Genomic DNA, 17,591 nt, shown 5'->3' with positions numbered 1-17,591 from the left:
CACGATTCTGGAAGTAATTACTGCGGCGCGTCATCCATCTGGGACGCAGTGGGGCAGAGCGACCGTTTCCCTTCTGCTGAATTACTTTCTACTCTTGATCCCGTTCACAGCATTCGTGGCCCTCGTCTCGGCTGGGCTATATCGGTGGATCGCTCCCGACCGAACCGCCCAACAAACCGGAGATGGCAATGAGGGCCATCCGCGCCCTCGGCAAGGTTCGTGAGTTTTCGGACTGGCCCTCATTCCATTCCTCGACGTTCGGTAGTAAGAATGAATAGTAAGAAGACCATTTTTTCGATCTTCATCGGGGTCCTAATTTTGGCCTTCATTTCCCAGATTAGCCTGTCCTCCTTCTGGCACGACGTCACGACCCGGGACCGCGTATTTACTTCCCTCATCCTTCTGGATTTGGTTTCAGCGATTCCGATTTCCTGGCCGTTTGCTGTCGGAGGGGCGCTTATCGCGGGATTCGAACCCGAAAGAAGAATCGCATTTTTCCTCACGCTGATTCTCGGAGGTATTGGATCCGCCCTATATTTCTATCTCTACAGGATAGAGATGGTTGTTTCGCCGATGTGGTCATATTCGATCTATTTGAAACCGGTTCTCGTCGCGTTTTTCGGCTTCGTCATCGGTTCAGCGGTAGAATTCACCGAACAAATCGCCGCATGCAACCGCGAGAGGCTGACGCCTCTCATGGCGCATGGCCTCGACGTTCTGCAGAATGTTTAAGAAACTGAAACAGATATTCGGATTCGAATCTTGGGACGAGACAATAACCCGTCTGCCGAGAAATATGCCGTCTGATGAAAGAACGGACATAATTAAAAGTATAGACGCCTTCATCTCGGGGACTGCCGGAGATTATGACTGGGACTGGGCGATGACTGGCCCAAAGAAAAGTAGAGAAGGCGAACTCATTGGATATTTCTGTGGGTCATTGGATTTCGTTTACCCTCCTGAGAATAAGGGACACTTTTGCAGCTCGGAGGGAATTCATCAACTCTCGGTCTTGCTGGGACTCCTCAAGAAAGAGGTTCCGGGGTCACCGAAGGTTTTTGAGTTCTTGGAAGATTTCACACGAAAAGCGAATGGCAGAACCAATCGGGAAAGGTCACTAGCGTCCAGCTAAGGGGCCACCTCGGATTTGTAAGTAACGGATTTTCATGATCTAAAGAGGTGAGTTTGTTGTGACGCATTTGAAGCTTGGTCTGGTGTTCGGGGCGGGCTTATTGAGACTGGCCTCATGAACGAAGGCCGTCTCATTTTCACCCAAGTAATGGATACGCTGCACCGCGAGCAGTTTGAGCGTTGCGTTGCTCTCTACCCGATGCCTCGCCAGAGTCGGGGAATGAGCGCACGTGACCAATTCCTGGCAATGGCATTTGCGCAGATCACATTTCGCGAAGGATTGCGTGATATCGAAGCTTGTTTACGTAACAGTCAACATCTCTACGCCATGGGAATTCGGGGCAACATCACCCGAACCAACATTGCTTACGCGAACGAGTTTCGGGATTGGCGAATTTATGAAGCGCTCGGCCAAATTCTCATTCGTAAGGCGCGCCGCCTTTACGTCAACGAGCCGAACGGCTTGGAGATGGATGAGATGGTTTACGCGGTTGACGCCTCGACTATCGACCTGTGCCTTTCTATTTTCCCGTGGGCGAAGTTCAGAAGAACGAAGGCGGCGATCAAGCTGCATACCCAGATCGATCTTGCCGGCTCGATCCCTGTGTTCATCAGCATTACCGATGGATCAATTCATGACGTCAACTTTCTCGATCGCATGGCATTTGAGGAGGGAAGCATCTATGTTTTTGATCGTGCCTACCTGGATTTCGCCCGCCTTTTCCGTATCCATCTGGCTGGTGCATTCTTCGTTATTCGCAGTAAATCCAATACCCGATTCACCGTGTGTGAATCTCGGCAGGTTGATAAATCCACTGGTCTCAGATGCGATCAAGTGATCGTCTTGCGGACGAAAAAGGGAAAACGGGATTACCCTGACCGCCTTCGCCGTATTTCTTATTTCGATACCGAAACAAACAAGCGCCTGACATTCCTTACAAACAATTTAACGTTGCCTGCGTTAACCATCGCCGCGATTTACAAGAGCCGCTGGCGGATCGAACTCTTCTTCAAATGGATCAAGCAGAATCTTCGAATAAAAGCATTCTACGGAACCAGTGACAACGCGGTGCGCACCCAGATATGGATCGCCACGTGCGTCTACCTCATGGTGGCCTGTCTCAATAAGGTCCATGGACTCGATGAAAGTCTCAGCCGAATTCTACAAATCTTGAGCGTCAACGTATTTCAGAAGACCCCTATGAATCAGCTATTTGCAAACTATAATAACGGAAAACCCGCGAATGATATTTCGAACCAACTGGTATTCAAGGACTTTTAACTGGACGCTAGTGGGGAAAGGTAACGAGTGAAAGCTGGCACTTTCACTCGCACCTCCCCTTCATGTTGGGCAGAAATATAATGAGTGATAATTCCGACAAATATCGACTGGTAACGGAATACGGACTTTCAGCGTATCCCTGCGGAATAGTTGCGGGGCAGAAAGTAAGAATAAAGCAAGAGATTGTAGTGCTTAATCAGAAAGGGAAGCCTACGGGTAAGGTGTATCCAATCGGCGAAATTTGGACGGTCCTCGCCGGAGTCAAAGGTGAGGCTGAAGTTATTTGGCTACGACAAGCCGATGGAGAAAGACACACTTGGGACGCTAACGTCTTCTTTGAAACTTTCGAACTCGTAGAGTGATGGGCCACCAGACGCAGGAGGCAATGCGATGTACGCGCCCGGCGAGAGCGATAGTCAATGACTCGCATGCCCCTGCTCAAGGTTAGGCAAAAGATAAAATTAAATGGAACCTGAGCATGCGGATCTACTTTATCTGGCGTTCGCCTTGATCTTGCCGATCGCTACGATAGTGGCTGTGAAGAAATGGTGGATTGCGATCCCCCTCGCGGCTGTGTGCTTCTGGTTGATCTTGGACGGAAGCGGAAGACTATTGAACAGGTTAGATCCAGAGCGAAGCATGGGAATGTATGATGCGATTTGGTTTTTATTTGGATGGATTCCGGGATTGATCTACGCGGGTATTTTGTTCGGATTCAAGATCGGGATGGTGACGCTCTGGACGAAAGCGCGAGGGCCCACCGCCAAACGAACACCAGCCTAACAAATCGACGCATGCGCGGCGCGAGGCTGACGCCTCTCACCGCGCATGGCCTCGACGTTAGAGCAGAATGAAAAACTCAATCGTATCTCTACTCTTGACGGTCTCATTCGTCCTGCTCAGCTCCGGTTGCACGACCGTGAGAGATGTTTCCTCGCATCCCCTCATCGTTGACCAGCTTCATACCCGTTTGGAAATTAAAAGAGTTTGCCTTTTAGCTTCGGGCCAATCCTCGTGGGATCAAGTCACCGAGGGTGAGGAGGATTGGTTTCGCGGTGCTCCATTCCAGCTGTATGACCGAAGGGAAGATTCGAATGCCTGGAGAAAATCCGGTTGGATCGAACCCGGAACGGAAGTCGTCATTGATTCCGTAATTTACAGGAGAACAATCCAGTTCGCCTCTATCGATGCATATGGCACTCTGTTTTTGGACGAAGGGGAAAAGAGGTTTTGGTATTCCTGGCGTCACCGGGATGGAAATATGACGCTGAAACGGGCTCCGTGGGAGGACGAATCCGTTCCGGAGAGAAGGTCGCTACGGAGTCCCTAACAAATCGGTAGGCCCAACGAGATGGGCTTGCGCCCCATCTCGCGAGTCACCTCGACGTTAGGCAGAGCCAATGATTAAGGATTTGTTCTCTCCATTTGGGACTGCCGATCTCGTGGAATGGTGGATCGCAGTTATTCTGGTGAACATCGTGACAACCGTTTGGGCGTTTATTTTCACCTTCGCACCGCTCTTCCGGAATGATGTTATCGATTTTGTTGTTTTCGTAATTGCAGTCATCCCGATCGCGCTGGGTTGGACGGTGATCGCAGTGACGATTAGAAGACTTCGGGATCGAGGTCGACCGGCGTGGACGGTCGTTCTCGGATTGATTCCAGTAGCGGGATGGTTTTGGTTGCTGATCGAGTGCGGATTCCTTTCCTCACGAACATCTGACAAAGAAGACAGAGAGCCCAAATAAATCGGAGATGCCAACGGGTGAGGCCGCGCTGCCATAGCGAAAGCCGCTGGCGGGGTTCCTCCCTTCGACGTTTGGCGAGGAGATAATATGATACGAATAGGTTTGAGATTCACGGGAGGCGTGCTCCTGGTAGCTATGGGAACACTTGGTATCCTGGGAGTTCTTTCTCACCTCATTTTCCAGGATCTTGGCCTTTTCGGATCTCCCGATGTCACAGGTCCATACATTGCGATACTGGGGATTTCGATTGATTCCTCTACTTGGTGGGGGAAGCTGACGCATGGATTGATTTCGATTTTCCTGCTTCTAGCCGGACGTAAAGTCCTTCAGCCAATTGAAAGAATCAGAGCCCAGTGAATCGGCGATGGCAACGCCGAGAAGCCGCCCGGTGTTAAGGGGAAGCCATAGGCGGCGTGCCATGTCTCGACACTCGAAACAGAAATTTGAATGAATCAGATTTCGGAGAACCGCGTTACCAGGCCGACAGAGAACGGTGGTTTGAACCGGACTACTCGGATACTTTGCTGCCTCGCTGTCGTCACGCTGACAATTGCATTTTCCACTATGGCCAGTGGGAATGAATATTTGAATTCCCTTGGTCGTGGAGGATGGTGCGGGACAATACTGATGTGGCGATACGGACAGTTTCAAAATGCTAGTTTTTTCCTCGCCCCCCTCGTCGTTGCCATGGGTGTCCTCGCGCATATCTGTCGCCGAAATCTCGGATTCATCAGACGATGGGCTGTTTTCTTCCCCTGGGGGTTTGGCGCGGCGGTATTGATTGCATACTGGGGAGTGTTGCGGTTACCACTTTGAACCCTGAAAGAAAGCGAGAACAAATCGGAGCACTGAACAGGATGGGCTCCCGCCCATTCTGTTCAGTGTCCTCGACGTCTGCAAAGTGAAGAAGCAATTTATCTATTCTTTTTCAGCGATTGTCTTCCTTGTTTCCATCCTGATCTACGGGTTTGCCCAGAGATATGGAATGTCCGAGCGCCGTGTATGTGCCGGCTGCGCAATTACAGGGGTGCGTTTCCAATGGCGTGTTGAAGGAATCGTTTACTTGTCTCGGGAAGAAGATTTGCGCCCCACAGCCATGTCAACGGCCTTAGATCGGAGCGACTGTGATCATGAATGGATTCGGTATTACTTTTTGGAAACCGTGGAACGTCGATGGGTTGGCGGTAAGCTGTAAGGCGTAGCGATGCCCGGCCCGGAGATTTTGATGCGGTTATTGAATGACGAGACATTGGTCACGGAACTTTTCGAATTCCCGAATCCGACCGAAAAGTGGCGAACGCTCATCTTCGCGATTGCGGACGATCCTCAGCTTGATGAATCCTTGAGCCGATGGTATGCGACTTCTTCAGATCGTCCCCCGCTCGCAACATGGTGGGAAGCGAACATGGACCAATCAAGGCCTCGGTGACAGAACGGATCGTCGTAGGCAGCCCTGAGAGGCTGGCGCCTCTCAGTATGCCTAGGCTCGAAGTTCGCAAGAGTGGTTAAAATGAATGAGATCGGTCCTGGCTACTGGAAACGGGTTGGGCGTCACATTCGCCCCGGGCTCTTCTTTGCGTGGATTGCTATCCTGATATTGCCGACCGTCGTCGGATTCATCCTTTTCATTTACTGGCACAATTCGCTCGTCGGAACTCCTGAACCGAAACATATTATTCTCCGGATGGTCGTGGGACTTGTCGTCTTCTCAGTTGTTGGACAGATTTTCCGGAGTCGAGTAGTTCGACCGGCTGAGAAGGCTGCAATAGAAGAAATGGAGAATGGGCATACCGGATAGCGATCGAACCTTCCGAGTATTACTGAACAAAAGTGCGAAGAAATCGGAGCGCTCATCAGAATGGGCTTGCGCCCATTCTACGAGTGGCCTCGACCTTCGGCAGAAAGATGAGGAAATGAGGAAGTTTATTGCAGCCGTTCTTGCTGCCTTATTGGCTGGCCCCGTATCTTATTCTACCGGTCTTCTCGTGCGCCGAACTTCCGAGGAGGAATTAAGCACAGTCGGAATTATCGAGTATTGCGGTTTCCCCATCTGGTTCTATAAGAGCGCTCCGGGAATCAGTATTATGGGCGGGTGGAATATGGATCGACTCCTGATGAATACAGCTTTCTGGGCGGTCATGCTGGTGGGGGTTTCCCTCGCGTTGATGCGAATTGGACGGCACGGACCGATGGCCGAACCAATCAGGGAAGGGAACGGCGTGAAGCCGCTCCGCGAGGAGCGATAGCCGCAGGCGTTGTCCCAGGCCTTCACGTTCGACGGAAGAGAAATGAAGAAATCCACCTCGATCTGGACGAAAGATCTTACCACGACGCCCATAGGAAAACTGGTGACGATTGGTGCCGGGTTAGCATTGATGAGCTTCCTCCTGTATCAGGGAGTCGCGGGCCTTGTCCGGGCTGAAATATTGATTATCGGAAGAATGGGATCACACCACTATACCGGACTTTCTGCCCGATTGCTGGCGCTCGCCTACTTGTCGATCTTTGTTTCGGGCTTGTCCTTCCTTGGTGGAAAAATTCTGGACACGCGAATTAAAGACTTTCTCCCTGTCTTAGCTGTGGCGTCACTCGGCCTGGCAGCGGTTTTACTACCGATCGCCATCATTCTTGAAGTTTGGTAGTTGAAACAGGAAGATTAATTCATTCGATCTCCACCGTTTCGTGGCCGCTCAGGCTGACCATTATGACTCCGCTCTGCAGGAGCTGAAGCAGGGGAATAAGCGAACCCACTGGGTGGGGTTCATTTTTCCCCAGGTTGCCGGCCTGGGTTCAAGTCCGATGCCAGAGAAATACGCCATCGGTCAGAGGAGGAGGCGGTCGCCTACCTGAATCGCGAAATCCTGGGGAGAGCGGTTGCTCGGAAGCTCGGAGACCGCAAAACCCCGATTGCCCTGTTAGGCTAATGCCAAAGGTTGCTCTTAAAGAGGCATACGGCCCCTTTTTCTTCCCGCCCGTGTATTCCCTAACTCGTTGGTGCCCAGGAGGGGACTCGAACCCCTACGGCCTTACGGCCAGCGGATTTTAAGTCCGCAGCGTCTACCATTCCGCCACCCGGGCGAGCGATGGAAACCTTCTGAACTAACCGTTCGGGATGGGGTGTCAATGTTTCCGGGGATTTCGATTCAAGCCGGTCACGAATAATTGGATCGGCCGCGGCTCCAATCGACGCCGTTTTGTCCTGCTTATCGTGCGGGTAGGCGGCGCTTCTTCCATTAGATTCAAACGGTTTTTTTTCTCGGCATCGGCCGACAACTCGTCGATGCTATTGCGTTGAACCTGGGGGCTGTTCCGGCCGCTAACTTGACGGAAGGTCCCGGGTAAGATAAATTCCTCCGATGCATTCCCCTGAGTCAGAAGCGATGGATGGGGCTCGCGCGCAAGTTTTTGAGCCGAGCCTTGAGGAAACTGTTTCCCGGCAAATCATTGCTTCCTATCGGGAACGTCTCGAATGGATGCTGCGGGTCCCGGAATGGGAAGCGCTTTTGGCCGAGGGACTTGAGGAACTGCAACTGCCTGGTCCGCGCAAAGGGATCGGGCTCCGTCCGGCGCTCAATGCCTTGCTGATCGAGAACAAGTATTCACTCATCCGGTGGATGCTTCCGCGATACCGGCACCTGTTTCCGGCCTGTCACGCCGTCCGTTTGAGCGCTCATTTTGGTCTCGATCTGTTTTCGAGCCTTGATCTTGACGAGCATTTGTCTGTCAGTCAATGGCTTAAGTTTCAGCAGGCCTTGTTGTTCGCCCTTTCCAAGGAGCACCGGCGGTATAAACACGCTCAAGCGCTCTTGTTTTTCAATTACCAGGATTTGATCGAACGGATGGTCAATCGGATCGTCTTCGATTCGTCGAAGCGCCACGATTGTATGCAAGAAGGTTGTTTGGCTTTGCTCCATGCCATCGACAAGGCGGACACCTCGAAGACTTCTCTCGGGGCTTACGCTCAGATGTGGATTCGCCGTCAGGTGAAGAATTACATGATGGGGGAACGGTTTCCGGTTCATGTTCCGATCAATCTGGCCTCGAAAACGTTACGGCAGGACACCAAAGCCGATTCGAAGCCGGGTCAGCCGGACGAGCAGGTCGCCCGCAAGATGGCGGTGTTGATGGAGCAACTGCGCCAACCAAGTATCTCATTAAATGAGGTTTACGACGAGAGTGGCAGTCTGGCGGAGCAGATTCCCGATGAGGACGCCAGTTCGCCCCGGTCGCAGATCATGCGGAAGGACCTCCGGGATTTGGTCGGGATGTTGATTGCCGGCCTGACCGATAAGCAGCGCGAGGTGCTGGAGTTGCGGTATGGCTTGAACGGCCACGGCGAGGGGAAGACGTTGGCGGAAATCTCCCGGGCGATCGGGATTTCCCACCAACAGGTCAGCATGCGCGAAAAGCGGGCGCTGCAAAAGCTCGAAGGAGTTCTGGCCCCGTATCTGGCGGAGATTTTTACCTGAGGAAGGAGACCCATCCGGCTTCAGACAGCCGGGCCTTTTCCGAGGGTCCGAAGGTCGCATGAATGCCGAACTCCAACGTGATGAGCTGTTTGTTGAGGGGAGCGCCTCAACCTTTTGCATTGCCTAATGCCCTCCGGTGGAACAGGGTAAAAGTGTGACCCAAAGCGTTCGGCTGGGATTTTACGGCGGGAGTTTCGATCCGATCCATCATGGACATCTGATCGCCGCCCAAGATGCGCTGGAACAGCTGGCGCTGACTTCCCTTCACTTCGTTCCGGCGGCCCAGGCTCCGTTGCGCGACGCCGGTTACCGGACTTCTCCCGAGGACCGGTTGGAAATGATCCGGCTCGCCACCTGTTTGAATCCGGCCTTCCAAGTCTGCGAAATCGAACTCGCGCGCGGGGGGGTGAGTTACACGGTGGAGACGATCGCGGCTTTGCGAAAACAACATCCGGATGCCACCTTGCTCTGGATCATCGGTCACGACCAGGTGGAAAAACTCCATCGGTGGAAGGAAATCGAAAAACTCTGTCGCATGGCCGAATTCGCCTGCTTGCGGCGTCCGGGTTATCCGGATCCGGAAACCCCGCCGATCCCGGGGCTCCGCCTGCACCGGCTCCGTTCCCATCAGGTCGAAATCAGCTCGACGGAGGTTCGCCAGCGAACTCGTGAAAAACGGCCATTGCACTTTCTTCTCCCTGAACCCGTAATAAGTTACATTTATGAACGGAATCTCTATCAATAAATGAAAAAACCAAAGGAAAAGCCCAGCGATCCTAAGCTTCAAATGGTCGGGCTCTGCTGCCGGGCCTTGGATGACAAAAAGGCGGAAGACATCAAAATCCTCGATGTCAGCCGGCTCTCCTCGATCACGGATTACCTGATTGTCGCCACCGGAAACTCCGAACCTCATTTGCGAGCCCTCACCCAAGAGGTGGCACGGGTGTTGAAAGAGGAAAAGCATCACATCGTCGGGCATGAAATGAACCCCCAAACCGGTTGGACCGTTCTCGACGCGCACGATGTGATCGTGCATCTCTTCACCCCGGACATGCGGGACCTCTACCGCCTCGATTCCCTCTGGAAAGACGGTCAAGAGATCGACGCGGGCCAATTTGTTTCGGCCCCCGAGCCGGCGGGCCAACAGCGCGGACGTTGAGGCTGCGTCTCGGACGGCGAAGCCAACCTGGCTATGGCAAAGGGGGGCGGCGACCGAATTGGCGCCTTCTTAAATGTGATCGAGCGGCCAGCAGAAGAAGGGGGCCGCGCCGGTTCGTCCGACCCCGAAAATACGGTCGACCACCTGCGGGTCGGGTAAGGTCGACAGGGTCGAATCGGTGGCGGCATGATCTTCCAGCAGCCAGGGACGGAACCGGTCGATCACCTCCCCGAGATCGAGGATTTTGATCATCCCTCCGGCTTGGATCGACCAACCGGTGGCGACGTTCCAATAGGCTTCGGCCACGACTTCGCGGGCGGGAAATACCAACGTCACTTCGGAAGAGCCGGTCTCTGCAAAAACCGCGGCCAACAGCGACAGGACGGTTCCGGGCCTCCCCGCGAATTCCATGATTTTGACTTGGTCGTTATGGCTTGAGTACACGACGTAGCCGTCGGGGTCGGTGCGCCCGGCCAGCCAGGTGATCAGATCGGGCCTGGCATAGGAGAGGGCGTCCTCGTGGGGCTCCCGCAGGCGGTGGAACGGCCATTCCGAATGAAGCGTTTGGATACGTTGCAGGAGTTCAGGTTCTCCCCGGAATCGGATCGGGTCGGCCGGGACGATGTTGGATTTCATCAGTCCCCGGGGGGTGATCCGAAGATGTGGGCAACTACCGCCGTGTTCGTATCCCCAGGGGCGGTAACGGTGGCGGTCTCCCCACAGAACGGAGAGGGGGAATTCTCCTTGCATCGCGACGACCGCTTTTCGCATCGTGTGATGCATGTGCCCTTGGCCTCGGGCGGCGGGCGAGGTGGCGACCGATCCGATGCCGCCCACCGTAATCGTTGTTTGGCCCATCACCAGCCGGAGCGGGAAAACGCGGACCAGGCCGGCGATCCCGTCGGGAGTGAGGCTCAGCCAGATTCGGGAAAAGTCGGTGTGCTCCCCCCACCATCCCGGGTAATTCAGGGGGAAGAAATCGTAAGGCTGGCGGTAGGCGGCAGCCAGGAAACGCAGGATGGCATCGTATTCGTGGGGTCGAGCAGGGCGTGTCTCGGACATGCGATCAAGTTACTCTCGGTTTGATCGAGCGAGTCAATCTTCGGGAACAAAACCGCAAAATACTTTTGGGCAACCGGGAATCGTTGCCTTGTTTGACGACGCTTGGCAGCCTATGCGGTTATGACGGAACGGACAGGAAAGGGGGGCGGGTCGATCTCGACCCGGCGGGGGGATGCCGGAGAGACGAGCCTGCTTTACGGCCAGCGGGTGCCGAAATCGCATCCCCAGATCGAAGCGGGCGGCGCGGTCGACGAACTCTGTGCGGCGCTCGCGATGGCGAAAGCAACCGCCCCGACTATCCCCGGGGAGGCGGTCGGTCGTTTGGAGACCTTTCAGCGCGATCTGATTGGATTGATGGGGGAAATATCGGCGTCGGCGGACGACCAGAACCGGTATCAAGAGTCGAAATTCCCCCGGATCGGGGAGGAGCATTTGACCGCGCTCGATCGTTGGGTCGATGAATTGGAGGCGGTCACCGGCGGATTCAACGGGTGGGCGCTTCCTGGCAAGAATTTGCACGAAGCCTCCTTGGAGACGGCGCGGGCGGCGGCCCGGCGGGCGGAGCGCCGATTGGTCGGGTTGACGGAAACGGGCTTTCCGGTGCGCCCGATTCTGTTGCAATATTTGAACCGATTGTCGGACCTCCTTTGGTTGCTGGCCCGGGCGGCGGAAAGTGGGTGAGGCGTCCCGTCTCAGTGCATTGGATTCGGGGGGGGGCCAGCTCCGTCTGGTCCGTTGAGGTCGAGGCTTGGTGCTCGGCGCGGAGGGCGGGACGGCCCCTCCACTTTGGGTTAATACGCCAACGGCGTTTCGTCCTCCAGCCCAGGGTTGCCGCGCGAATGCGGGGCTACCCCGGGTCTCGGTCGCGAGACGATCTACCTCGAAGAGGTTGCGCCCCGGCCCGCGGTATGGGGGATCGGTCGTGATCGAAGACGGGCGGAACCGCGTTGCGGTTCGTTGGCGTCGGGTATCGGTTTCCAGGGTAGGCCTCGTTTCCCTCGGCTCAACCCTGGGCTGGAGGGTGTAAGCCCGTTGGGCTATGCGAAACTCTGGATCCGGCGTAAGAGCCGAAGGTCCCAAAGTGGGTGAGGCGTCCCGCGTCGGTGCGGAACCACGGCTGTTTGCTCGGACGGATGGCTTGGGACACACGCGGAGCCGGGACGGCCCCGTCACTTTGGGAATATACGCCAACGGCGTTTCGTCCTCCAGCCGAGGGTTGCCGCGCGAATGCGGGGCTACCCTGGGTCTCGGTCGCGAGACGATCTACCTCGAAGGGGTTGCGCCACGGCCAGCGGTATGGGGGGATCGGTCGTGATCGAAGACGGGCGGAACCGCGTTGCGGTTCGGTAGCGTCGGGTATCGGTCCCCAGGGTAGGCCTCGTTTCCCTCGGCCCAACCCTGGGCTGGAGGGTGTAAGCCCGTTGGGCTATGCGAAACTCTGGATCCGGCGTAAGAGCCGAAGGTCCCAAAGTGGGTGAGGCGTCCCGCGTCGGTGCGGAACCACGGCTGTTTGCTCGGACGGATGGCTTGGGACACACGCGGAGCCGGGACGGCCCCGTCACTTTGGGAATATACGCCAACGGCGTTTCGTCCTCCAGCCCAGGGTTGCCGCGCGAATGCGGGGCTACCCTGAGTATCGGTCGCGAGAGGATCTACCTCGAAGAGGTTGCGCCCCGGCCCGCGGTATGGGGGATCGACCGTGATCGAAGACGGGCGGAACCGCGTTGCGGTTCGATGGCGTCGGGGATCGGTCCCCCAGGGTAGGCCTCGTTTCCCTCGGCCCAACCCTGGGCTGGAGGGTGTAAGCCCGTTGGGCTATGCGAAACTCTGGATCCGGCGGAAGAGCCGAAGGTCCCAAAGTGGGTGAGGCGTCCCGCGTCGGTGCGGAACCACGGATGTTTGCTCGGACGGATGGCTTGGGACACACGCGGAGCCGGGACGGCCCCGTCACTTTGGGAATATACTCCAACGGCGTTTCGTCCTCCAGCCCAGGGTTGCCGCGCGAATGCGGGGCTACCCTGGGTCTCGGTCGCGAGACGATCTACCTCGAAGAGGTTGCGCCCCGGCCCGCGGTATGGGGGATCGACCGTGATCGAAGACGGGCGGAACCGCGTTGCGGTTCGGTAGCGTCGGGTATCGGTTCCCAGGGTAGGCCTCGTTTCCCTCGGCTCAACCCTGGGCTGGAGGGCGTAAGCCCGTTGGGCTATGGAACTGCGGCACCGGTGTCGGTCGCCACAAAGTGGCGGAGGCGTCCCGCCTCCGTGTGCGGTGGTGGTGCGGTGCCGTGGGCTGCGGCGGCCAGATCAGTTGGCTTGGGACACACGGAGCCGGGACGGCCCCGTCACTTTGGGAATATACTCCAACGGCGTTTCGTCCTCCAGCCCAGGGTTGCCGCGCGAATGCGGGGCTACCCTCGGTCTCGGTCGCGAGACGATCTACCTCGAAGGGGTTGCGCCACGGCCCGCGGTATGGGGGGATCGGTCGTGATCGAAGACGGGCGGAACCGCGTTGCGGTTCGTTGGCGTCGGGTATCGGTTCCCAGGGTAGGCCTCGTTTCCCTCGGCTCAACCCTGGGCTGGAGGGTGTAAGCCCGTTGGGCTATGCGAAACTCTGGATCCGGCGTAAGAGCCGAAGGTCCCAAAGTGGGTGAGGCGTGCCGCCTCAGTGTGCGGTGCTGGTGCGGTGCCGTGGGCTGCGGCGGCCAGATCAGTTGGCTTGGGACACACGGAGCCGGGACGGCCCCGCCACTTTGACATATACGCCAACGGCGTTTCGTCCTCCAGCCCAGGGTTGCCGCGCGAATGCGGGGCTACCCTGGGTATCGGTCGCGAGAGGATCTACCTCGAAGAGGTTGCGCCCCGGCCCGCGGTATGGGGGATCGACCGTGATCGAAGACGGGCGGAACCGCGTTGCGGTTCGGTAGCGTCGGGTATCGGTCCCCAGGGTAGGCCTCGTTTCTCTCGGCTCAACCCTGGGCTGGAGGGTGTAAGCCCGTTGGGCTATGCGAAACTCCGGATCCGGCGTAAGAGCCGAAGGTCCCAAGTGGCTGAGGCGTCCCGCCTCAGTGCGTTGGATTCGGGGGAGGGACCAGCTCCGTCTGGTCCGTTGAGGTCGAGGTTTGATGCTCGGCACGGAGCCGGGACGGTCCCGCCACTTTGGGTTAATACGCCAACGGCGTTTCGTCCTCCAGCCCAGGGTTGCCGCGCGAATGCGGGGCTACCCTGGGTATCGGTCGCGAGAGGATCTACCTCGAAGAGGTTGCGCCCCGGCCCGCGGTATGGGGGATCGGTCGTGATCGAAGACGGGCGGAACCGCGTTGCGGTTCGTTGGCGTCGGGTATCGGTCCCCAGGGTAGGCCTCGTTTCCCTCGGCCCAACCCTGGGCTGGAGGGCGTAAGCCCGTTGGGCTATGGAACTGCGGCACCGGTGTCGGTCGCCACAAAGTGGCGGAGGCGTCCCGCCTCCGTGTGCGGTGGTGGTGCGGTCCGTGGGCTGCGGCGGCCAGATCAGTTGGCTTGGGACACACGGAGCCGGGACGGTCCCGCCACTTTGGGTTAATACGCCAACGGCGTTTCGTCCTCCAGCCCAGGGTTGCCGCGCGAATGCGGGGCTACCCTGGGTATCGGTCGCGAGAGGATCTACCTCGAAGAGGTTGCGCCCCGGCCCGCGGTATGGGGGATCGACCGTGATCGAAGACGGGCGGAACCGCGTTGCGGTTCGGTAGCGTCGGGTATCGGTCCCCAGGGTAGGCCTCGTTTCCCTCGGCTCAACCCTGGGCTGGAGGGGTGTAAGCCCGTTGGGCTATGCGAAACTCTGGATCCGGCGGAAGAGCCGAAGGTCCCAAAGTGGCTGAGGCGTCCCGCCTCAGTGCGTTGGATTCGGGGGAGGGACCAGCTCCGTCTGGTCCGTTGAGGTCGAGGTTTGATGCTCGGCACGGAGCCGGGACGGTCCCGCCACTTTGGGTTAATACGCCAACGGCGTTTCGTCCTCCAGCCCAGGGTTGCCGCGCGAATGCGGGGCTACCCTGGGTATCGGTCGCGAGAGGATCTACCTCGAAGAGGTTGCGCCCCGGCCCGCGGTATGGGGAGATCGACCGTGATCGAAGACGGGCGGAACCGCGTTGCGGTTCGATGGCGTCGGGGATCGGTTCCCAGGGTAGGCCTCGTTTCCCTCGGCTCAACCCTGGGCTGGAGGGGTGTAAGCCCGTTGGGCTATGCGAAACTCTGGATCCGGCGTAAGAGCCGAAGGTCCCAAAGTGGGTTAGGCGTCCCGCCTCAGTGCGTTGGAAAAGGCTTCGGCTCGGAGGCGGGACGCCTCACCTCACCCACTTTCCCACTTTCTTATTTTCAGTGGTCGAGGAGGGTGGCTGGAAACATCAGGTGGGTCGGGCCGTGGGCGGGCATCGCTTCGAGGTATTCCGGGAGGCGGTAGCCGTGGAAGGCCAGGGCGAGGAGGACCGCGGCCGGCTCGTCGAGGCGGGGAGCGCGGATTTGTTGATGCGACCAACTCGCGGGCTCGCGGAGGTAGGGGAGCAGGAAATCGACGGCTTTGCGGAGGGTTCCGCCCCGTTGGTTTTCGTGTTTCCACAGATCGAGCCCGATCGATTCGGCCATCCGGGCGATCTGGAGGAAGGCGGTGAGATTGTAAATGCTGTAATCGAACGACAAGGTCCGTTCGAGTTCGTGCGGTTGTCGTCCGTCGGGCTCGATGTGGGCTTCGAGACGGGCGAGGGTGAAGTTTTCCACCTGTTGCCGGGCCAGGTCCGGTTGACCGGCGAAAAGGGCGAAGGCGACGATTTGGGCGTCGAACCAAGTTCCGTGATTGTTATGGTGACGCTGTTCGGCGGCCCCTTTGTCGCTCGTTTTCAGCCAGTCGAGATAGTCGGCGAACCAGGCTTGCAGTTTTTGGTGGTCGGAGTCGGACCAGTGCGGGGAGTCGCGCAACAACAGCACCGCGTCGGCCAGACCGATGAATCCGACGGTGTCGATGATGCCGATGCCGCGGCCTTCCACCCGTCCGGGGATGGCTTGGCCGTATTCCAAATGGGGGTTCATTCGGGTTTCGTTGTCGAGGAACCAGACCCGGAGCAGCCCGGCCGCCCGCTCTGCGAAAGTTTCGTTGCCGGTCAGGTGATAGGCGAGGGCGAGGGTTTTCACCGTTTCGACCATTTCGTCGGCGCGGACGTTGTCGAAAGTGTCGTTGGTCCTCTCCGGATTGATTTCACCGTCGCGGCGAATGTAGGGCAAGCCGTCCGGCTGGACGGGATCGGGCCACCAATACGGTCCGACCGACATAAAGTCGCGCCGGTCGCCGCTCGGGGGGAGTCCGGACTTGTGGGTTACGGAGAACGGTCCGGCTTTCAGCGCCTCATCCGCCGCGCGGCGGAGGTCGGCGAGGGCGGCGGCGAGGGCCGGATGGCCGTTCGCGGCCGCTTGTTTGGAGCGGGTCAATTCCCGGCGGTCGAGGAGGAGTGCGGAATGATTCACGATAATGCGGTGGCGCGGGTCCCGCCGACGGGGGCGGGAGGGTGGTGTTTGCGGAAGTCCGGAGCGGATCAAAACTCCGGGCGAAGGTTGACGGTTTGGCCCGGTTCTACAGTGATGACGCCGGCTTTGTCGGGTTCCTCGTCGTTTTTGAAAACCTGGATCTTGATCGGACCGTCGGCGTCGGCGGTGGTCCAACTCCATTTGCCGATTTCGACGAATTGCATCATCGCCCCTTCCTCCCAACTGAGCCCGGGGCCGTCGCCGCGGATGAACAGGCGGTTTCCGGCGCCGATGAAGGCGGTGGCGATCAGGGTGGTGGTGGAGAAAAGCGAAATACCGGTCTCTTCTTTAATCTTCGGTTTCGCGCCGGCCGACTTCCGCTTGCGGGGCGTCGGAGCGGGAGCTTCCGGTTCCTCCGGCGCCTCTGCTTCGATTTCCGCATCCATTTCATCGGGAGCGTTGCTGGCCACGGGGACCGCTTCGGGGAAATCCTCTTCGTCAGGCGTTTCGTCGAAAGATTTTTCGGGTGCTTCGTCCCAATCGGTTTCGGGACTTGGATCGGCGGTGAATTCCGCGTCAAAATCGTCGGGACCGGAGTCTGCCGTCGCATTCGGGTGCTCATGCAGTTGCACGTGCGCGTGTGGGTTTGGGGCGATCCGGGAGGCGGAAATCTGCTCGAGAAGGCGGTCGAATTCGGCGGACAGCCGTTCTTCCCGTTTTTCGAGTTGGGCCTGCCATTGTTGGAGCATCTGGGCCATTTCCTCGAATTGGGCGGCGGGGTTTCTGGACGGTTCGGCGGTGGCCGGACCGTGGGCGGAGGCCCGTTCCCATGCGGAGACGACCGCTTCGACCTCGGCGGTGAGTTTGGCGAGGTGGTGTTGGCGGGAGTCGAGTTGATCGCGGATGGCGCTCTCGCGTTCCTGCCAATTCCAATAGAATTCGACGAAGAAAGGAATCAATGAGACCACTGCGCCCGCGACCAATAGCAGGACGGCGGTCGCGACGGCCCCGGGGCCGGGTGGCGAGGAGGAAAACCAGAGGGTGAGTCCGGCGGCGGCCACCAGCACGCCATCCGCCACAAAAAAAGGCCATTTCGCCACCGAAAGTTCGTTTCTGGCATTCATCGGGATTTGAAAAACGTTCTGACCGCTTTCCCCGGACGGCTCAACGTAATTCTTGCGGAACGGTCTCATCCGGCGAAAGCGCGCCGCCCCCTCCTCCGGCGAAAGCCGGGATGCTACCGGACCTTCGTGCT

The 17,591-nt window shown here is 57.8% G+C and carries 15 protein-coding genes and 1 tRNA gene; 12 read left to right on the top strand and 4 right to left on the bottom strand.

Annotated elements, in window-relative coordinates; all coding sequences use genetic code 11:
• The first annotated feature begins 318 nt into the window (after positions 1–318).
• The 8 genes from ACWUI2_RS04465 to ACWUI2_RS04430 all read left to right on the top strand — a co-directional run bounded on the left by ACWUI2_RS04465 (position 319) and on the right by ACWUI2_RS04430 (position 7,011).
• Complete coding sequence (locus ACWUI2_RS04465; protein ID WP_486981662.1) at positions 319–732, top strand: hypothetical protein; 414 nt, start codon at positions 319–321, stop codon at positions 730–732.
• Between the two features lie 514 nt (positions 733–1,246).
• The gene (locus ACWUI2_RS04460; RefSeq protein ID WP_486981265.1) at positions 1,247–2,413 is read left to right on the top strand and encodes an IS4 family transposase; all 1,167 of its coding nucleotides are present in this window, start codon (positions 1,247–1,249) and stop codon (positions 2,411–2,413) included.
• An 80-nt stretch (positions 2,414–2,493) separates the two neighbouring features.
• Entirely contained in the window at positions 2,494–2,775 is a 282-nt protein-coding gene (locus ACWUI2_RS04455) for a hypothetical protein (protein WP_486981661.1), read from the top strand.
• 103 nt (positions 2,776–2,878) lie between these two features.
• Positions 2,879–3,196: a hypothetical protein gene (locus tag ACWUI2_RS04450; protein WP_486981660.1), complete on the top strand. Its 318-nt coding sequence runs from the start codon at positions 2,879–2,881 to the stop codon at positions 3,194–3,196.
• A gap of 617 nt (positions 3,197–3,813) precedes the next feature.
• Complete coding sequence (locus ACWUI2_RS04445; RefSeq protein WP_486981659.1) at positions 3,814–4,161, top strand: DUF805 domain-containing protein; 348 nt, start codon at positions 3,814–3,816, stop codon at positions 4,159–4,161.
• Between the two features lie 2,114 nt (positions 4,162–6,275).
• Positions 6,276–6,407 carry a hypothetical protein gene (locus tag ACWUI2_RS04440; RefSeq protein ID WP_486981658.1) on the top strand — a complete coding sequence of 44 codons (132 nt, stop codon included), beginning with the start codon at positions 6,276–6,278 and terminating at the stop codon, positions 6,405–6,407.
• Positions 6,408–6,449: 42 nt separating this feature from the next.
• A complete protein-coding gene (locus ACWUI2_RS04435; protein ID WP_486981657.1) occupies positions 6,450–6,803 on the top strand; it encodes a hypothetical protein in 354 nt (117 codons plus the stop codon).
• A 40-nt stretch (positions 6,804–6,843) separates the two neighbouring features.
• Entirely contained in the window at positions 6,844–7,011 is a 168-nt protein-coding gene (locus ACWUI2_RS04430) for a DUF1810 family protein (protein ID WP_486981656.1), read from the top strand.
• A 142-nt stretch (positions 7,012–7,153) separates the two neighbouring features.
• Here the strand turns inward: ACWUI2_RS04430 and ACWUI2_RS04425 are convergent.
• Positions 7,154–7,239 (bottom strand) — tRNA-Leu (locus tag ACWUI2_RS04425).
• 278 nt (positions 7,240–7,517) lie between these two features.
• Between ACWUI2_RS04425 and ACWUI2_RS04420 the strand changes: the two genes are divergently transcribed.
• The 3 genes from ACWUI2_RS04420 (at position 7,518) to rsfS (ending at position 9,789) form a co-directional block, all read left to right on the top strand.
• Complete coding sequence (locus ACWUI2_RS04420) at positions 7,518–8,630, top strand: sigma-70 family RNA polymerase sigma factor (protein ID WP_486981655.1); 1,113 nt, start codon at positions 7,518–7,520, stop codon at positions 8,628–8,630.
• A 154-nt stretch (positions 8,631–8,784) separates the two neighbouring features.
• Positions 8,785–9,375, top strand: coding sequence for a nicotinate-nucleotide adenylyltransferase (nadD, locus tag ACWUI2_RS04415; protein ID WP_486981654.1), 591 nt, complete (start codon positions 8,785–8,787; stop codon positions 9,373–9,375).
• On the top strand, positions 9,376–9,789 hold the full coding sequence (gene rsfS / locus ACWUI2_RS04410) for a ribosome silencing factor (protein ID WP_486981653.1): 414 nt from the start codon (positions 9,376–9,378) through the stop codon (positions 9,787–9,789).
• 69 nt (positions 9,790–9,858) lie between these two features.
• On the opposite strand, the gene ACWUI2_RS04405 is transcribed toward rsfS, so the two are convergent.
• The gene (locus tag ACWUI2_RS04405; protein ID WP_486981652.1) at positions 9,859–10,851 is read right to left on the bottom strand and encodes a GNAT family N-acetyltransferase; all 993 of its coding nucleotides are present in this window, start codon (positions 10,849–10,851) and stop codon (positions 9,859–9,861) included.
• Positions 10,852–10,971: 120 nt separating this feature from the next.
• On the opposite strand from ACWUI2_RS04405, the gene ACWUI2_RS04400 reads away from it, so the two are divergent.
• Positions 10,972–11,532 carry a cob(I)yrinic acid a,c-diamide adenosyltransferase gene (locus tag ACWUI2_RS04400; protein WP_486981651.1) on the top strand — a complete coding sequence of 187 codons (561 nt, stop codon included), beginning with the start codon at positions 10,972–10,974 and terminating at the stop codon, positions 11,530–11,532.
• Between the two features lie 3,664 nt (positions 11,533–15,196).
• On the opposite strand, the gene ACWUI2_RS04395 is transcribed toward ACWUI2_RS04400, so the two are convergent.
• Complete coding sequence (locus tag ACWUI2_RS04395; RefSeq protein WP_486981650.1) at positions 15,197–16,336, bottom strand: alginate lyase family protein; 1,140 nt, start codon at positions 16,334–16,336, stop codon at positions 15,197–15,199.
• A gap of 68 nt (positions 16,337–16,404) precedes the next feature.
• A complete protein-coding gene (locus ACWUI2_RS04390) occupies positions 16,405–17,460 on the bottom strand; it encodes a hypothetical protein (RefSeq protein WP_486981649.1) in 1,056 nt (351 codons plus the stop codon).
• Positions 17,461–17,591 lie beyond the last annotated feature (131 nt).

The sequence above is a fragment of the Verruconatronum alginivorum genome (genome assembly GCF_056590205.1).
Note: the sequence above shows the minus strand (reverse complement) of the source record. Positions and strands in the feature narration are given on the sequence as shown.

What these genes read in the sequence shown, in the direction of transcription:
- ACWUI2_RS04460 (WP_486981265.1), top strand. Translation starts at nt 1,247, where the DNA reads ATGAACGAAGGCCGTCTCATTTTCACCCAAGTAATGGATACGCTGCAC.
- ACWUI2_RS04455 (WP_486981661.1), top strand. Translation starts at nt 2,494, where the DNA reads ATGAGTGATAATTCCGACAAATATCGACTGGTAACGGAATACGGACTT.
- ACWUI2_RS04450 (WP_486981660.1), top strand. Translation starts at nt 2,879, where the DNA reads ATGGAACCTGAGCATGCGGATCTACTTTATCTGGCGTTCGCCTTGATC.
- ACWUI2_RS04445 (WP_486981659.1), top strand. Translation starts at nt 3,814, where the DNA reads ATGATTAAGGATTTGTTCTCTCCATTTGGGACTGCCGATCTCGTGGAA.
- ACWUI2_RS04440 (WP_486981658.1), top strand. Translation starts at nt 6,276, where the DNA reads ATGAATACAGCTTTCTGGGCGGTCATGCTGGTGGGGGTTTCCCTCGCG.
- ACWUI2_RS04435 (WP_486981657.1), top strand. Translation starts at nt 6,450, where the DNA reads ATGAAGAAATCCACCTCGATCTGGACGAAAGATCTTACCACGACGCCC.
- ACWUI2_RS04420 (WP_486981655.1), top strand. Translation starts at nt 7,518, where the DNA reads ATGCATTCCCCTGAGTCAGAAGCGATGGATGGGGCTCGCGCGCAAGTT.
- rsfS (WP_486981653.1), top strand. Translation starts at nt 9,376, where the DNA reads ATGAAAAAACCAAAGGAAAAGCCCAGCGATCCTAAGCTTCAAATGGTC.
- ACWUI2_RS04405 (WP_486981652.1), bottom strand. Translation starts at nt 10,851, where the DNA reads ATGTCCGAGACACGCCCTGCTCGACCCCACGAATACGATGCCATCCTG.
- ACWUI2_RS04400 (WP_486981651.1), top strand. Translation starts at nt 10,972, where the DNA reads ATGACGGAACGGACAGGAAAGGGGGGCGGGTCGATCTCGACCCGGCGG.
- ACWUI2_RS04390 (WP_486981649.1), bottom strand. Translation starts at nt 17,460, where the DNA reads ATGAATGCCAGAAACGAACTTTCGGTGGCGAAATGGCCTTTTTTTGTG.